The sequence below is a fragment of the Amycolatopsis bartoniae genome, from assembly GCF_014191255.1.
Lineage (GTDB): Bacteria > Actinomycetota > Actinomycetes > Mycobacteriales > Pseudonocardiaceae > Amycolatopsis_E > Amycolatopsis_E bartoniae.
Window position 1 is genome coordinate 67,668 of sequence record NZ_JACHWH010000004.1, and the last position, 16,377, is coordinate 84,044.

The 16,377-nt window shown below is 70.6% G+C and carries 16 protein-coding genes; 5 read left to right on the forward strand and 11 right to left on the reverse strand.

The window, feature by feature from the left end; genetic code table 11:
- Positions 1-3 precede the first annotated feature (3 nt).
- Positions 4-681: a TIGR03089 family protein gene (locus tag FHX82_RS21655; RefSeq protein ID WP_145935116.1), complete on the forward strand. Its 678-nt coding sequence runs from the start codon at positions 4-6 to the stop codon at positions 679-681.
- Between the two features lie 33 nt (positions 682-714).
- Here FHX82_RS21655 and FHX82_RS21660 read toward each other — a convergent pair whose 3' ends face one another.
- The 3 genes from FHX82_RS21660 to FHX82_RS21670 form a co-directional block, all read right to left on the reverse strand.
- Complete coding sequence (locus tag FHX82_RS21660; protein ID WP_229881322.1) at positions 715-1,053, reverse strand: DoxX family protein; 339 nt, start codon at positions 1,051-1,053, stop codon at positions 715-717.
- Positions 1,054-1,265: 212 nt separating this feature from the next.
- Positions 1,266-1,409, reverse strand: coding sequence for a hypothetical protein (locus FHX82_RS21665; protein ID WP_183176751.1), 144 nt, complete (start codon positions 1,407-1,409; stop codon positions 1,266-1,268).
- 242 nt (positions 1,410-1,651) lie between these two features.
- A complete protein-coding gene (locus FHX82_RS21670; protein WP_183176788.1) occupies positions 1,652-2,794 on the reverse strand; it encodes an acyl-CoA dehydrogenase family protein in 1,143 nt (380 codons plus the stop codon).
- A gap of 113 nt (positions 2,795-2,907) precedes the next feature.
- Between FHX82_RS21670 and FHX82_RS21675 the strand changes: the two genes are divergently transcribed.
- The gene (locus tag FHX82_RS21675; protein WP_145935118.1) at positions 2,908-4,533 is read left to right on the forward strand and encodes a class I adenylate-forming enzyme family protein; all 1,626 of its coding nucleotides are present in this window, start codon (positions 2,908-2,910) and stop codon (positions 4,531-4,533) included.
- Here the strand turns inward: FHX82_RS21675 and FHX82_RS21680 are convergent.
- From FHX82_RS21680 to FHX82_RS21705, 6 genes are all read right to left on the reverse strand, one after another.
- Entirely contained in the window at positions 4,530-5,666 is a 1,137-nt protein-coding gene (locus tag FHX82_RS21680; RefSeq protein WP_145935119.1) for an AlbA family DNA-binding domain-containing protein, read from the reverse strand. The genes FHX82_RS21675 and FHX82_RS21680 overlap by 4 nt on opposite strands.
- Before the next feature lie 42 nt (positions 5,667-5,708).
- On the reverse strand, positions 5,709-6,212 hold the full coding sequence (purE, locus tag FHX82_RS21685) for a 5-(carboxyamino)imidazole ribonucleotide mutase (RefSeq protein ID WP_145935120.1): 504 nt from the start codon (positions 6,210-6,212) through the stop codon (positions 5,709-5,711).
- Positions 6,212-7,408: a 5-(carboxyamino)imidazole ribonucleotide synthase gene (locus FHX82_RS21690; RefSeq protein WP_145935121.1), complete on the reverse strand. Its 1,197-nt coding sequence runs from the start codon at positions 7,406-7,408 to the stop codon at positions 6,212-6,214. Before FHX82_RS21690 ends, purE begins: the two co-directional genes overlap by 1 nt.
- Before the next feature lie 6 nt (positions 7,409-7,414).
- A complete protein-coding gene (locus FHX82_RS21695; protein ID WP_373308669.1) occupies positions 7,415-8,551 on the reverse strand; it encodes a glycosyltransferase 87 family protein in 1,137 nt (378 codons plus the stop codon).
- Complete coding sequence (locus FHX82_RS21700) at positions 8,520-9,845, reverse strand: glycosyltransferase 87 family protein (RefSeq protein WP_229881323.1); 1,326 nt, start codon at positions 9,843-9,845, stop codon at positions 8,520-8,522. Before FHX82_RS21700 ends, FHX82_RS21695 begins: the two co-directional genes overlap by 32 nt.
- Before the next feature lie 77 nt (positions 9,846-9,922).
- The gene (locus tag FHX82_RS21705; RefSeq protein WP_145935123.1) at positions 9,923-10,786 is read right to left on the reverse strand and encodes a GGDEF domain-containing protein; all 864 of its coding nucleotides are present in this window, start codon (positions 10,784-10,786) and stop codon (positions 9,923-9,925) included.
- Positions 10,787-11,011: 225 nt separating this feature from the next.
- Between FHX82_RS21705 and FHX82_RS21710 the strand changes: the two genes are divergently transcribed.
- The 3 genes from FHX82_RS21710 to FHX82_RS21720 are packed head-to-tail and all read left to right on the forward strand — an operon-like array spanning position 11,012 to position 14,375.
- The gene (locus FHX82_RS21710) at positions 11,012-13,219 is read left to right on the forward strand and encodes a sigma-70 family RNA polymerase sigma factor (protein ID WP_145935124.1); all 2,208 of its coding nucleotides are present in this window, start codon (positions 11,012-11,014) and stop codon (positions 13,217-13,219) included.
- A gap of 24 nt (positions 13,220-13,243) precedes the next feature.
- Positions 13,244-13,792 (forward strand): GtrA family protein, encoded by a 549-nt coding sequence (locus FHX82_RS21715; protein ID WP_145935125.1) that lies wholly within the window; start codon positions 13,244-13,246, stop codon positions 13,790-13,792.
- Between the two features lie 37 nt (positions 13,793-13,829).
- On the forward strand, positions 13,830-14,375 hold the full coding sequence (locus tag FHX82_RS21720) for a GtrA family protein (RefSeq protein ID WP_145935126.1): 546 nt from the start codon (positions 13,830-13,832) through the stop codon (positions 14,373-14,375).
- On the opposite strand, the gene FHX82_RS21725 is transcribed toward FHX82_RS21720, so the two are convergent.
- Both FHX82_RS21725 and FHX82_RS21730 read right to left on the reverse strand, forming a co-directional pair.
- Positions 14,372-15,661 (reverse strand): ATP-binding protein, encoded by a 1,290-nt coding sequence (locus FHX82_RS21725; RefSeq protein WP_145935127.1) that lies wholly within the window; start codon positions 15,659-15,661, stop codon positions 14,372-14,374. The two genes, FHX82_RS21720 and FHX82_RS21725, sit on opposite strands and share 4 nt — an antisense overlap.
- Before the next feature lie 3 nt (positions 15,662-15,664).
- Entirely contained in the window at positions 15,665-16,357 is a 693-nt protein-coding gene (locus FHX82_RS21730; protein ID WP_145935155.1) for a response regulator transcription factor, read from the reverse strand.
- Between the last annotated feature and the right edge of the window lie 20 nt (positions 16,358-16,377).

Genomic DNA, 16,377 nt, shown 5'->3' on the forward strand with positions numbered 1-16,377 from the left:
CTGGTGAGCCTCACTGACCGCCTGTTGCGCCCGCTGTCCCCGTCACGTCCGCTGATCACGCACTACGACGACGCGGCCGGGACGCGCGTCGAGCTGTCCGTGGCGACGGTGGCCAACTGGGCTGCGAAGACGGCGAACTGGCTGGTGGAGGAGTTCGACGTCGAGCCGGGTGACGAGGTGGCCGTGCGGCTGCCCGCGCACTGGCAGACCGCGGGGGTGCTGCTGGGCGCCTGGTGGTGCGGGGCGCACGTGGTGGCGGAGTCGCCGAGCGCGCGGGTTTCGTTCGTCGCGCAGGGAGCGCCTGTCGTGGGGACCACGGCGGTGGTCGCGCTCGACCCGATGGGCCGGGGCCTGACGTCGCCGCCGCCGGACGGGGCACTGGACTACCTCGCGGAGGCGCGCATCGCGGGCGACACGTTCAGCCCGCTGGTGCCCATCGATGGCGACACCCCGGCGCTGGCCGGGTCCACAGTGGACGAGGTCTTCGAGTCCGCGCCGCGGGTGGCCGAGGGGGCGCGCGTGCTGTCCACTGTGGAGTGGACCGTGCCGGAGGGCGTGTTGCGTGGTTTCGTCGGCCCGCTCGCGGCGGGTGCACACCTGGTGCAGGTGTCCAATCCGGACCTGGCCAAGCTGGAAGACCGCCGCCGAGCCGAACGCACCACGGCTGATTTGTTGGACTGACCGGGCGCCCGCCACGCTGCGGGTGTCCGGTCGTCAGGCCGTCTGCAGCTCGCGCCGCTGGGCGAGCCTGCGCCAGAACAGGAAGTGGTCCAGCGAGAGGCGCCCGCCGTTGAAGCCGAGCGCCAGTGCCGCGGCGCAGAGGGCCAGTACCAGTTCGTAGCCGCCCTGACCGGTCAGGCCGTGGTCGAGGTGGACGTAGAAGATCGCGCCGATCATGTCCACCGCGAACGCGATGCCGAGGAGCGGCAGCGCGAGGCCGAGCATGAACGCGATCGCGCCGGCCGTCTCGACCGCGATGAGGAAGACCGCCGAGACCGACGGCAGCGGGATGCCCATCCCGGTGGTCATGTTCGTGACGCCGCTGACCCCCATGTCCCACTTCTGCAGACCGTGCGCGAGGAAGACCGCCCCGACCCCGATGCGCCGAGAAGGGCCGCCACGTCCTGGACTCGTGCGTACATCGGCTCTCCGTACGTTGAAGTTTCAACTACAGAAGGCGACCATACCGGAGGTACGTGAAGGAGGGGTGAATTTCCCACCGGATGGACCAGTGGACGGTTGCTCTCGGCGGTCCGGCTGGAGCGTCAGGTGCCGACGGGTTTCTCGATGAGCAGCACACAAGCGACGACGCCGGCCAGGAACCACCAGGCATCACCGTTCGCCGCCGCCGCGATGATCCCGAGGACCACCGCGGCAAACGCCAGGACGGGAGTGGCATCCTTCGCCATGGGTCCAGCCTGCCCTATCAGCGGTACGCCGGAGGTGTGAAATCGGGTGGCGATTTCAGAGACGGCGGCAAGTGGCCCCTCGCACCGCCCGGAGAGAGCCTGCTTGGGGGAAGGCGGCCACGTGAATTCGTCAGCCCAAGCGGGCTCGGCAGGCCATCGACGCGATGTTCGGGCGGCCCGGCTCCCCTGACAGCCTGATCATGGAAACCGAGGCCCGCCCGAACTACCGGATCAAGATCAACCTAACCCTTCAGCAGCGCACGGGCCATGACCATCCGCTGGATCTGGTTCGTGCCCTCGTAGATCTGCGTGATCTTCGCGTCCCGCATCATGCGTTCCACCGGGAAGTCGCGCGTGTAGCCCGCGCCGCCGAAGAGCTGGACCGCGTCGGTGGTCACCGACATCGCCACGTCGGACGCGTAGGACTTCGCCGCCGAGGCCATGAAGCCCGCGCGGGCGTCGCCGCGTTCCGAGGCCGCCGCGGAGGCGTACACCAGGTGGCGCGCCGCCTCGATCTTGGTGCCCATGTCGGCCAGCATGAACTGCACGCCCTGGAACTCGGCGATCGCCTTGCCGAACTGCTTGCGCTCCTTCACGTACGCCACCGCCGCGTCCAGCGCGCCCTGCGCGATCCCCAGCGCCTGCGCCCCGATCGTCGGCCGCGTGTGGTCCAGCGTCGCCAGCGCCGTCTTCAGGCCCGTGCCGGGCTCACCGATGATCCGGTCCGCCGGAATGGTGCAGTTCTCGAAGTAGATCTCCCGCGTCGGCGAGCCCTTGATGCCCAGCTTGCGCTCCTTCGGCCCCACCGAGAAGCCCGGGTCGTCCTTGTGCACCGCGAACGCCGAGATCCCGCGCGCCTTCTTCTCCGCGTTCGGGTCCGTCACCGCCATCACCGTGTACCACGTGGACTCACCCGCATTGGTGATCCACGCCTTGGTGCCGTTGAGCACCCAGTGATCCCCGTCCAGGACCGCCCGCGTGCGCATGGACGCGGTGTCCGAACCGGCCTCGCGCTCGGACAGGCCGTACGACGCCGACGCACCCGCCGCGATGTCCGGCAGCACCAGCTTCTTCAGCTCCTCCGACGCCGACAGGATGATCGGCTGCGTGCCCAGCTTGTTCACCGCCGGGATGAGCGAAGCCGACGCGTCGACCCGCGCGACCTCCTCGATCACGATGCACGCCGCGACCGCGTCCGCACCCTGGCCCTCGTACTCCTCCGGGATGTGCACGGCGTTGAACCCGGCCGCGTTCAGCGCCTTCAACGCCTCCACCGGATAGCGCTCCTGCTCGTCGACCTCGGCGGCGTACGGAGCGATCTCCTTCTCCGCCAGCGCGCGCACGGCGGCCCGCAGCTCTTCGTGCTCCTCGGCCAACTGGTACAAGCCCGACACCGGTGTCCACCCTCCTCGCGCGGCAACTTCTCCAATCGATGTTAGCGCTCGTTCACCACCTGATTCCTGTGTCCTGGACCGCAAAACCGCCTTATGGTGGAGTGATGCCGATCACCTTGCCCGCCGAAGTGCCTGGTTCGTTCGATTACCCCGAAGTCCCCGTCGGTTCGATCCTCGCCGGTGCCGCCACCCGATACGGGGACCGCGTCGCATACCTCCACCACGACCGCCAGCTGACCTTCGCCGAGGTCTACCGCGCCGCCTGCCGGTTCGCGCACGCCCTGCGCGCACACGACGTCGAGCCCGGCGACGTCGTCGCCATCCACGCACCGAACTGCCTCGCCTACCCCGTCGCGTACTACGGGATCCTGCTCGCCGGCGCCACGTTCACGCCGGCCAACCCGCTGCTGCCACCCGCCGACCTCGCCGCGCAGCTCGCCGACTCTGGCGCCGTGGCCGCGGTCACGTTCGGCAAGGCCGCGCAAGCGCTTGCGGCCGTGCAGGACCGGACGAAAGTACGGCTCGTCGTCGAGGCCGCCGAGCTCGACGAGTTCTCCTCCGGACAGTCGGAAACGCGGCCCGACGTGGAGATCGACGTGTACGACCGGCTCGCGCACCTGGCCTACACGGGCGGCACCACCGGCCGGTCCAAGGGCGTCGAGCTGCCGCACCGCAACGTGGTGGTGAACTCGCTGCAGTACGCGTGCTGGGGCAGCGGCTCGGTGCCGGTGCTCGACGCCGACGGGAACCTGACGCTGGACCAGCGCGGCAGCGAGGAGGAGTACCCCGGCAGGCTGGGCACGGGCATCGGGCTCAACCTGACGCCGTGGTTCCACGCGATGGGCACGATCGGCGGCCTCAACGTCCCGATGCTCACCGGCGGCACCACCGCGCTGCAGGACGGTTTCGACCCGGTGCGCTACCTCGCCGACGCCGAACGCCTGCGGGTCACGCAGATCGGCGGTGCGCCCGCGTTGTTCGCCGCGCTGCTGAACTGCCCGGACTTCGCCACGCGCGACCTGTCGTCGGTGCGCGCGCTGAGCTCGGGCGCCGCTCCCCTGCCGCACGAAATGCTCCGCGCGCTCGCCCGCCGGTTCCCGGACGCGACGATCAACGAGGGGTACGGGCTCACCGAGGTCACGATGGGCGCCACGAGCGGGCCACCGTTCCGCTCCGGCGTGCGGAAGCAGGGGACGGTCGGCGTGCCGGTGTTCGACACCGAGGTCAAGATCGTGCCCGCCGAGGGCGGCGAGGACCCGCTGCCCGCCGGGGAACAGGGCGAGGTGTGCATCCGCGGGCCGCAGGTGATGCGCGGCTACCACAACCGGCCGGAGGAGACCGCCGCCGTGCTCGTCGACGGCTGGCTGCACACCGGCGACATCGGCGTGCTGGACAAGGAAGGTTACTTGTCGATTGTGGACCGCAAGAAGGACATGCTGCTGTACAAGGGGTACAACGTGTACCCGCGCGAACTCGAAGAGCTGTTGATGGCGCAGCCCGGCGTCCGCGCGGCCGCAGTGGTCGGGCGCAAGCGCATGGACGTCGGCGAGCTGCCGGTGGCGTTCGTGGTGCGCAGCGACGACTCGGTGACCGAGGACGCGCTGCTCACGGCGATCAACGAGAACGTGTTGCCGTACAAGCGGATCCGGGAGCTGTTCTTCGTCGACGAGATCCCGGTGTCGGCCGCGGGGAAGGTGTTGAAGCGGGAGCTACGAGCCCGGCTAGGTTAGTCAACTCGACGATTCGCACTCCGAAGGGAAAAGCCCAGCGAGAGCATCTCGTGCACGGCCTCGATGGACATATACTGTTTCGTATCGTCATGCCTGAAGGGGATGGTGAATGAGGTCTTGTTGAGCTTTCCCCTACTATCCATGCTTCCTTTGACAAGGAAAGGATGGAGGGCCTCGTCCTGCCGAGGAACGAGCAACAAGAGCAGTTCCTTCCCCTCATAGGGAACTACATCGACAAGGACATCATGCACCGGCGGAAAGATTCCTTGACGCAGAACCGATCGATAGGCATCGACGTTGAAGGAACCCGGCCTCCAACCCGTCACGCAGCGCACGACATCTTGATTGGCGCCGTCTTTGTCCGTGGTCAGCCCAATCGCGATCAGGCCGGGATGACCGGAATTCGCAAAGGCTGCCACATCGAGACAGAGTTCGAACTTCCCCGAATCGACGGCCAGGCCGTACCCCTCGCTCTTCGCATCGAAGTATGATGACTCGCGCCGACCGAGCAGTTGCTCCACGTAACCGAGTTTGATGAGCGCATACAAGCCGAGTGCCGACTCGAGCGAAACGGCGTCACTCCGCAGCATTTGCTCTATATCTTCCGTGAGTTGCCACACCGATCCCACAGTCCCGCCGCCAGACAGGAGAAGCTCCAAGGTTAGATGGCCGAAAGCACCGAAATCCCCATTCGGAAACGCGTAGAATTTAACCAGCTCGACATCCTTGGCTTCGAATATCGACTCCAGCAACAGGGCAACATCATCGAAATCGAATGTCTTCGGATCCAAGACCTCAAAAGATACAAGCAGATCACCTTGCGCATCGAGCCAAAAATTTCGCTCAGATGCGATGGATCGGCTGGCCCGCACCCAAGGTGGCTCGGAACTGGACGAATCATCGTCGCGAGCCACGGCTATATAGGTCCGATCGAGCGCACCCTTGCCCAGCCTGTCGCGGTCAGCGGCGGCCAGAGCGGGGCGCAGGTCGGCCAGTGCAACCTGGGAAACTTCACTCAAGTGAGTGTGATAATCGGGCCCGTTATCGTGCGGCCGGGATTCGATCCGGCCGCCTTGCAACGTCACAAAGTGGTCCTGGTCATCCCATCGAACCGTCGCAACTTCTTCCGGCATCCCTGTTCACCTCGGCCGGTCGGCAGGAGGTACGTCTCAGTCCTACGAGCCCGGCTGTAGCTTCGAGCGCAGGGCCGCGTCCTTGTCCAGCACCAGCTTCTCCAGGTCGGACTGGAACGCGGCCATCCGCTCCCGCAGCGCCGGGTCGTGGGCCGCCAGGATGCGGACGGCCAGCAGCCCGGCGTTGCGGGCCCCGCCGACCGACACGGTCGCCACCGGGACCCCCGCGGGCATCTGCACGATCGACAGCAGCGAGTCCAGCCCGTCGAGGTACTTCAGTGGCACCGGCACGCCGATCACCGGCAGCACCGTCGCCGACGCGACCATGCCCGGCAGGTGCGCCGCGCCACCGGCGCCCGCGATGATCACCTGCAGTCCACGAGAAGCCGCCGACGTGGCGTAGTCCAGCATCCGCTGCGGGGTCCGGTGCGCGGAGTAGACGCCCACCTCGTACGGCACGCCGAACTCGTCCAGCGCCTGCCCGGCGGCCTCCAGCACGGGCCAGTCCGAGTCGCTGCCCATGATCACGCCGACCTGCGGGGCCATCACCGCTCCTTGCCGTGGATGTCGTAGCCGTCGGGCCATTCCGCGTGCGAAAGCCAGTGCGCGGACAGGGTCGCGCGCCTGCGCAGCTCCGGCACGTCCTGGCCGACGAAGTTGACGTGCCCGAGCTTGCGGCCCGGTCGCTCGCCCTTGCCGTACAGGTGCACGCGCGCCTCCGGGAACCGCGCGAACAGGTGGTGCAGCCGCTCGTCCGGGCTCATCTGCGGCGTGACGGGCGCGCCGAGCACGTTCGCCATCACGGTCGGCGCGAGCAGTTCCGTCGAGCCCAGCGGGTAGTCCAGGACCGCACGCAGGTGCTGCTCGAACTGCGAGGTGCGCGAGCCGTCCATCGTCCAGTGGCCGGAGTTGTGCGGGCGCATCGCGAGCTCGTTGATCACCAGCCCGCCGTCGGTGTCGAACAGCTCCACCGCCAGCACCCCGACGACGCCGAGCGCGTTCGCGATGCGCAGCGCCAGGTCCTGGGCCTCGTCGACCTTGCGCGCGGTGAGCCCCGGCGCCGGCGCGAGGACCTCGGTGTTGATGCCGTCCTTCTGCACGGTTTCGACCACCGGCCAGGCCGCACCCTGCCCGAACGGCGAGCGGGCCACCAGCGCGCACAGCTCGCGGCGCATCTCGACCCGCCGTTCGACCATCAGCTGGGTGCCCGCGGCGAGCAGCTCCGGCACGAGCGAACGCGCCTCGGCGTCCGAGTCGAGCATCCACACGCCCTTGCCGTCGTAGCCGCCGGTGGCGGCCTTGAGCACGACGGGCCACGAGTGCTGCGCGCCGAACTTCAGCACGTCGTCCACATCGGACACTTCGGCGAACGGCGGGCAAGGGTAGTCCTCCGCCGACAGCCGCTCGCGCATGACCAGCTTGTTCTGCGCGAAGGCCAGCGCGTCCGGGCCGGGGCGGATCGGCGTGTCGTCGTTCATCGCCAGCACCAGCAGGTGCTCGCCTGGCACGTGCTCGTGGTCGAACGTGAGCACGTCCACCGTCTTGGCGAACGCCGTGAGGGCTTCGAGGTCGGTGTAGTGCCCGATCGTGACGTCGGCGGCGACGAGCGCGGCAGCGTCGTTCTCGTCCGCCGCGAGCACCCGCAGCGACTGGCCGAGCGCGATCGCGGCCTGGTGCGTCATGCGGGCGAGCTGCCCACCGCCCACCATGCCGACTACGGGAAGGCCCGTGCGTTTGTCCACAGCGAATCAGGATAGATGGAGACGCAGCTCACGGGCCGCGAGGCCGAGGATGCCGAGGACCGCCGCGAGCACGTAGGCGTTCCCGAGAACCGAGTACCCGAGCCCCCACGTGAACTCCGTGGTCCCGCCGTTGGGCACGAGCATCACCACGCAGCTCGCGAACAGCACCGCTACCGCCGCGGCCCAGGCCCACCGGCGCTTCGTCACCAGCAACGCGAGCAGCGGCACGCCCCACACCCAGTGATGCGTCCACGACACCGGCGACGCGAGCAGCCCCAGGAACGCGGTCACCAGCAGCGCACCCAGGTGCTCGCCACGGGCGTGCAACCGCCGGGCGAGCCACAGCGACGGCACCGCCAGCACGGCCGCGACCAGCAGCGCCACCTTCCCCGACCACAGTGCGTCGTGCGAGGCGCGGTGGAGCAGGCCGTTCAGCGACTGGTTGAAGATCCAGTGCACGCCGCCGATCCGGTCCGGGTCGAACGCCGCCTTCGTCCAGTAGTTCAGCGCGTCCCGCGGGACCAGCGCGAACATCAGCGCCTGCAACCCGGCGAACGTACCGAGCGCCCGCAGCCCGTCGCGCCACCGGCCGGTGACGAACAGGTGCACCACGAAGATCAACGGGGTCAGCTTCACCGCCGCCGCGATCCCGATCAGCACGCCCGAGAACCGCGGCCGCGCGAGCACGTCGACGACGACCAGCGCCAGCAGGATCAGGTTGATCTGCCCGAGCACGAGCGTCTTCCACACCGGCTCCAGGCCCAGCGCCAGCACGGTCAGCACCAGCGCCCGCCGCGCGCACAGCCGCACCACGACGGCCAGCGACACCACCGACGCCGTCGTGACGATGCCCCACGCCAGCCCGGAGGGCAGGGCCGCCAGCGGCACGAACAGCAGCGCCGCCGCGGGCGGGTACGTGAACGGCAGCGCAACCCACGATGGCAGCGCCGACAGCCTGTCGAGCGTGTACAGCGGGTCGCCGTGCAGCAGGGTCAGCGCACCCGCCCGGTACACCGCGCTGTCGGCGCCGAGCCGCCAGCCCGCGAGCCAGGCGCAGACCCCGACGGCGAGCGCGCCGAGGACGAGCAGGCCGGCCAGCAGCCGGCCCGGGTCAGCGGGCAGCCGGGGAGTCGACACGGGCACGCCGCCGCAGGGCCCAGCGCGTGACCAGCACCGCGGCGAGGACGAGGGGCATCAGGATGTACGCGTTGCCCAGCACGCCCTGCCAGAACTTCCAGTGCAGCTCGATGTTGCGCCCGTTCGGCAGCACCAGCAGCACGCAGCTGATGAACACCGCGATCACCGCGCCGGTGCCGAACCACAGCCGCCACGCCCGCGCGGTGCCGGTCTGCGGCAGGCGCGAGATCAGCAGCACGACCAGCGGCACCGCCCACACCCAGTGGTGCGACCACGAGATCGGCGAGGCCAGCAGCGCGAAGAACGCGCTGACCAGCAGCGCGGCGAGCGCCTGGCCCCGGCGGTGGAAGCGCAGCATCAGCCAGATCGCGGGCACGGCCAGCAGCGCGCTGACGCCGATCGCCGCCTTCGACGCCCACGGCGCGAGGTCGGTGACGCGGTTCATCAGCCCGTTCAGCGACTGGTTGCCCGCCCAGTGCACCGGCCCGATGCGGCCGGTGTCGGAGATCGTCTTGGTCCAGTAGCGGATGGTGTCGCCGGGGATGAGCAGCAGCATCAACAGCTGCAGCCCGACGAACGTCACCAGCGCCCGCACCGCGTCGGCACGCTTGCCGGTGAGGAACAGGTGCACCACGAAGATCAACGGCGTCAGCTTCACCGCCGCCGCGACGCCGACCATGATCCCCCCGCCGCGGCCGCCGCGGGCGGTGACCACGAGGACGTCGAGCACCACGAGTGCCATCAGGATCAGGTTGATCTGCCCGAGGAAGATCGTCCGCCACACCGGTTCGAGCCCGAGCATCAGCACGGAGAACACCAGCGTCGCGCGCGCCGGGGAGGACCACCAGCGCGGGCCGTCGGCCGCGGGCTTGGGCAGCGAGCCGATCGCCACCCGGATCACCAGCGCCATCGCCAGCACCGAGATCGCCGTCAGGATGCCCCACGCCACCTGCGTCGGCACCAGCGCGAGCGGGACGAACAGCAGCGCCGCCGTCGGCGGGTACGTGAACGGCAGCAGCGCCCACCACGGCTCGGGCGCGAGCGTGCTCGCGTCGTACAGCGGGTCGCCGTGCAGCAGGGTCAGCGCACCCGCCCGGTACACCGCGTTGTCGACGCCGAGCCGCCAGTCCAGGAGCCAGCCGACCACGCCGACCGCGATCGCGAGCACCGGCACGAAGGACAGCAACAGCATCGACCGCGGCCGCATCGACAGCCGGGCGAGCGAGGTCCGCAGCGCCAGGCGCGGCGGCGTCGGGCGCAGGAACTGCTCACTGCCGGCAGCGGGCACTGACTGGGTCACCCTTTCAGGAAATCACGAATGCGTGTCGGGCGTCGCACAAGCCCCGGAGATTGCGGAGCGCGAACGGGACGAGACGGTCAGGAGTGGGCAAGCCGCCTCAGCAGCCGGCACGCGGCGTCGTGCGTGGAGGGCAGCCGGACGAGCCGGATGAGCGGGCTGCCGGCGTCGGCGAGCTGGTCGTCGACCGCCAGCCGGTCGTGCACCGCGCGCCGCAGCTGCACGGCCTTGGACGCGATACCGCCGTCCCGCGGCAGGACCGCGACCAGCGTCGACGGCCCGACCGTGGCGATGCTCTCGCCGCCGTCGAGCACGGTCCGCAGCGCCTCGGCGAGCAGGATCATGCCGGTCACACGGTGCCAGCCGGACACCGCGGACAGGTCGAGCCCCACCACCAGCAGCGCGTGGTCCTCGCCCACCGCCCGTCCGTTGACCGCGGCCTGGCGGTAGATCTCGCCGAGCCGCGTCCGCAGGTACGCCGTCGTGGGCAGGCCCGTGAGCGGGTCGATGACCTCGATGTGCGCGAGCTGGTCCATCGCGACTTCCGCCCACGCGAGCGCCGTCACTCTCAGTAACTGAGCGGGCAGCGCGTCGACATCAGGTGCGATGGACCCGTCATCCTCCTGGGTGTCGCTGAGCACGGCGTGCAACGCCGCGATGTCGCTGAGGACCTCGGCGAGCCCGGCGCCCGCCGTGGCACGGGCGCGCGCCAGCGCCGCGAGCGGCGCCTCGGGGTCGCGGCCGCGCAGCACCGCGGCACACACCGAGTCGACCTCGGGCAGCGCCCAGTCGCTCGGAAAGCGCCACCCCGTGCCCAGGCTCGCCGCCTGCCATTTCGCGCGCAGCTCGTGCAACGGACGGTCGGCGTCCGGGTCGCTGAGCGCACCGCGCGGTCTCCAGCTCCGCTGCGGGGGACTGTCCCCACCGCCGGCCGGTTTCTCCACTCGCGACCGTCCTTTCACTTCGGCTGTGCCGGTCGGGTGACGCCCGAAACCCATTGGCGTGACGCGGATCCGAACGGATTCGGGTGATCTTGTTGCATCCTTGGTGTCTTCCGCGACCCCGGAGGGTGACGCGTACGACGAGTTCAGTCACACTGATCGCTGCGACTCTGAATTGATAGGCGGTGCGGCGGTCACCGTTACAGCAACCCGGGCAGAAGGAGAGCAGTGTCCACCGTTCCCGCGGGTTTCGACGAGAAGAGCGACGCCGAGCTGATCTCCTCGGTCCGGGGTGGCGAGCTGGCCGCGTACGGCACGCTCTACGAGCGCCACGTCGGGGCCGCCTACAACCTCGCCCGCCAGCTGGCCCGGTCGAAGGCCGAGTCCGACGACCTGGTGTCCGAGGCGTTCGCCAAGGTCCTCGACACGCTCCGCGCCGGCAAGGGGCCCGACAGCGCCTTCCGCGCGTACCTGCTCACCGCCCTCCGCCACACCGCGTACGACCGCACGCGTAAGGAGAAACGACTCGACCTCAACGAGGACATGACCACGTTGAGCGGGGCGGGCGGCGCCGCGACGGACGCGCTCACCGTCCCGTTCTCCGACACCGCCGTCGCCGGGCTCGAACGCACCATGGCCGCGAAGGCGTTCGCGCGGCTGCCGGAACGCTGGCAGGCCGTGCTGTGGCACACCGAGATCGAGGGCCAGACGCCCGCCGAGGTCGCGCCCCTGCTGGGGCTGACGGCGAACGGCGTGTCCGCGCTCGCCTACCGCGCCCGCGAGGGGCTGCGGCAGGCGTACCTGCAGGTCCACCTCGCCGAGACGTCCGCGGAGCGCTGCCGCGCCACCGCCGACCGGCTCGGCGCGTGGACGCGGGACGGACTGTCCAAACGCGAGCGCGCCCAGGTCGAGGCCCACCTCGACGAGTGCGACCGGTGCCGTGCGCTGGCCGCCGAGCTGGCCGACGTCAACGGCGCGTTGCGGGCCGTGGTCGCGCCGATCGTGCTGGGTGGCGCGGTCTTCGGGTACCTCGCGGCGACCGGCGCGAAGGCGAGCGCCGTCACGGTCACCGCCGCGGCGGCTTCGGCCGGTTCCGCGGGCGGTGCGGCGGGAGCCGCGGCCGCCGGGCCGCGCCAGTTCCTCGGCGTCGCCGCGTCGGGGGTCGGCATCGCGGCCGCCGTCGCCGTCGCGCTCGCCGCGGGCGGGGGCTCGCAGGAAATTCCGGCCGCCGCTTCGCTGCCGGCTCCGCCGCCCGCGGTCGTCGCGCCCGCACCCGCTCCGGTTCCGGCCCCGGCGCCACCAGCGTCACCGGCTCCCGCTCCGGCTCCAGCGCCCCAGCCGGTGCCCGCTCCGCCCGCGCCCGCGGTCGTTCCCGCGCCCGCGCCGGTCGCCCCGCCACCGCCGCCGCCGGCCGCGCCCGCGAACCTCACCACGCAGTCGCCCGTGGAAGGTGTCGAGCTGGAGCCCGGTTCGGGCACGCCCATCGCACTGCCGATCACCGTCCGCAACGACGGTGGCACGGTCTCCGATCCGGTCACCGCCACGCTGAACCTGCCCCAGGGCATCCGCGCGGTCGGCCCCGGCGGCGGAGGCGGCGCTCCGGGCGCGCGCGGGTTCGCCGTGCAGACGAGCCAGGGCCCGCTGAACGTCGACTGCCCCGCCGGTACCGGCACGGTCACGTGCTCGACCGACCGCGGACTGCAACCCGGCGAGACCGCGACGCTCACGTTCCGGCTGCTGGCCGACCAGGACGCGCAACCCGGTGAGGTGACGGGGTCGGTCACCGCGGGCCGCACGATCCGGCTGGCGGTCCGGGTCCCCGTCGCGGTGAAGCAGCAGCCCGACGTCGTGGACCTGGCCGTGCTGCCGTCGTGGGACGTGCCGTGGCCGTGGCTGCACCCGCGGGTGTTCACGGTCGACGTCGCCAACGAGGGGCCGAACACCAAGCCCGTCACCGTCGCGCTGGACCGGCCGGCGCGGCTGCTCACGGGATTCGCCGACTGCACCTCGGACGGCGACGGGACCAGCTGCACGAGCACGGCGCCGCTCGCGCCGCACCAGCACCTGCTGCTGACGTTCAAGCTCGACGGGCACCCGTTCGACGTCGAGTCCGTCACGGTCACCGCGACGCTGGGCACGGCGACGAAGACCGCGACGGTGCAGTCCTCCTGCTGGCCCGGCCTGCCGTGCGACCCGGACGACGACCCGGTGCCGAGCGGGCTGCTGCCGACTTCGAGCACCACCACCACGACGACGGGCACTTCGTCCTCGTCGAGCAGCAGTTCTTCGCGGCCCTCGGCACCCGCGGTGACCACGACGACCACCCCGGAGTCCAGCACCACGACGACCACGACGACCTCGTCGAGCAGCTCGTCCAGCACCACGAAGACCAAGCCCCCGAGGCCGTGGTGGTGGCTGCCGTGGCTGCCCTGGTGATCGCCAGGAGTACTGTCCGGCGACATGACCGCCATCCAGACGGTGCTGCGATTGCTGCCGCGCCCCGTGCGGACGCTGCTGATCAAGCACCGTGAGCTGCTGAAGTTCGCCATGGTCGGCGGCCTCTGCTTCGTGCTGACCAACGTCGTGAACTACGCGCTCAAGCTGACGATCCTGCACGACAACCCGGTCACCGCGCTGATCCTCGCGGTGCTCGTGGCCACCGTCGTGTCGTACGTGCTTTCGCGGGAATGGTCGTTTCGCACGCGCGGCGGGCGCGAGCGCCAGCACGAAGCCGCATTGTTCTTCCTCATCAGTGGAATTTCGGTCGGGCTCAACTCGGTGCCGCTCGCGATCTCCCGTTATGTGCTGGAACTGCGGACGCCGCACGTCGGGCTGATCACGCAGGAGGTCGCCGACTACTTCAGCGGCATGATCCTCGGCACGCTCGTCGCGATGGTGTTCCGCTGGTGGGCCTTCAAGAAGTGGGTTTTCCCGCAGGCCGGGGCGCGGCCGCGAGTGGTACGGACCGCCGTCGTGGAACCGGACGAACCGGGCGAGCGCGCCGCCTGAAACCCCGGGCTGTTCCCCTCCTCCGTAGACTGCGCACGTGACCGTTGTGGAAAGCGTGCTTTCGCACACCCCGGAGCCGCTGCGCTCGGTGCTGATCAAACATCGGGAACTGCTGAAATTCGGCATCGTCGGCGGTACGACGTTCGTCGTCGACAACGGTATCTGGTACCTGCTCAAGCTGAGCGTGCTCGAGGACAAGCCCACCACGTCGAAGGCGATCGCGGTCATCGTCGCCACCATCGTGTCCTACGTCCTCAACCGTGAGTGGTCGTTCCGCACCCGCGGCGGCCGCGAGCGCCACCACGAGGCCGCGTTGTTCTTCGTGGTCAGCGGGCTCGCCGTGGTGGTGAACCTGATTCCGCTGTACCTGTCGCGGTACGCGTTCCACCTCGAAGTCCCCGAAGTGAGCCGCTGGGTGCAGGAGACGGCCGACTTCGTGAGCGGGTCGATCATCGGCATGCTGCTCGCGATGGTGTTCCGCTTCTGGGGCTTCAAGAAGTGGGTTTTCCCCGACGACCTGGGGCAGCGCCGCCGGGACGTCGTGAAGGACGCCGAAGTCAAGGAACTGCGGCCCAAGAGTTAGCGCGGGACCCGTTCCGACGGCCAGCGCACTTCCCGCACGTCGCCGGGGCTCGGCACGCGCAGGAACAGGCTGAACACCGCCGGCCGCCGGCTCGACAGCTCCAGCCGCCCGCCGTCGGCCTCGGCCAGCGCACGCGCCAGCGCCAGGCCCACACCGGTCGAACCGCCGCCCGAGAACCCCCGCTCGAACACGTGCGGCGCCAGCTCGTCGGGAATGCCCGAGCCGTTGTCAGTCACCTCGACGACCACCGTGCCCTCGGCGTCACCGCGCCGAGCGGCCAGCGTGACCGTGCCCGCGCCGTGGCGCAGGGCGTTGTCCAGCAGCACGCCCACGACCTCGCGCAGCCGCCCCGGCGTCGCCCGCGCGATGAGGCCCTCGCCGAGCCGAAGCCGCAGGTTCCGGCCCTCCGCCCGCAACAGCTGCCGCCACTCCTGCGCGACCTCGGGCAGCGCGCCCGCCAGCTCGACCGGTTCGGCGTCCACCTCGCTCGCCGCGCGCGCCGCCGCCAGCAGCTCCTCCAGCGCCTCCGACAGCCGGTCGGCCTGCTCCTGCGCGGCGCGCGCCTCCTCGGCGATGTCCTTGTCGTCGACGATCGTCAGCGACTCCAGCCGCAGCTGCAGCGCCGTCAGCCTGCTGCGCAGCTGGTGCGAGACGTCCCCGACCAGTTGCCGCTCCCGCTGCACCAGCTGTGCCAGCGCCCGGCCGGACGTGTCGAGCGCCTCCGCGACCATGTCCAGCTCCCCCACCCCGTACCGGCTGGGGTCGGGCCGGAAGTCCCCGCCGCCGAGCTTCGCCGCGCGCTCCGCGACGTGCCGCAGCGGCTTCGCCAGGCGGCGCGCCGTCACCGTCGCCACGACGGTGCCGATGCTCACCGACAGCACCACCAGCAACAGCACCGCGAGCGTGACGGTCGTCTGCCGCGACCGCAGCGGGCCCGCCGGGATCGCGAGTTCGAGGCTGCCGTCGCGGGCCAGCTGGACACGCGCGGTGACGATGTCGGTGCCAGGGTCGGAACCCTCGCTCTGCTCCGGGTGGCCAGGCAGCTGCACGCTCAGCCTGCCGCCGCTGGGGATCGCGACGGCCACCGCGGCCAGGTCGTCGGCGCTGAGCTGCCCGTCGGCGAGGTCGGTGTCGAGGGTGGCGGCGATCTGCGAGGCGCGGGCGCCGAGGTCCTCCGTCGTGATGCTGTCGACCAGCTTCCACGCCGTGACGCCCAGCGGAATCCCCAGCGCGGCGGCGGTGACCGCGACGGCGAGCAGGATGGCCAGCAGGATGCGGCGGCGCACGGGCTATTCGGTGTTGAACCGGAAGCCGACGCCGCGGACGGTGGCGATGCGGCGCTCGCCGTCGCCGGAGTGCACCACCGCGCCCTTGCCGTCGCTGGTCACCGACAGCTTCCGCCGCAGCCAGGACATGTGCATGTCGAGCGTCTTCGAGGTCTTGGACTCCAGCTCGTTCCACACCTCGGACAGGATCTCGTCGCGGCTCACGACCTGCCCGGCGCGGCTCATCAGCACCCGGAGCAGCTCGAACTCCTTGTTCGCGAGCTGGATCTCCTTGCCCTCGACGGTGACCAGCCGCGCGCCCAGGTCCATCCGGACCCCGCCGGCCTCCAGGACCTCGGGGGCCCGGCGGCGCAGCAGCGCGCGGATGCGGGCCAGCAGCTCGGCGAGCCGGAACGGTTTCGCCACGTAGTCGTCGGCGCCGGCGTCGAGCCCGACGACGAAGTCCACCTCGTCCGTGCGGGCCGTGAGCATCAGGACCGGCAGCTCGGTGCCGCTGGCACGCAGGCGGCGGCAGACCTCCAGCCCGTCCATGCCGGGCAGGCCCAGGTCGAGCACCAGCAGGTCGACGCGGTGCTCGCCGGTGGCCTCCAGCGCGGCGGGCCCGTCGCCGACGACCTCGACCTCGTACCCCTCCCGCTGCAACGCGCGCGACAGGGGTTCCGCGATCGCCGGATCGTCCTCGGCCAGTAACACCATGCTCACCTGGCCAACTCTAC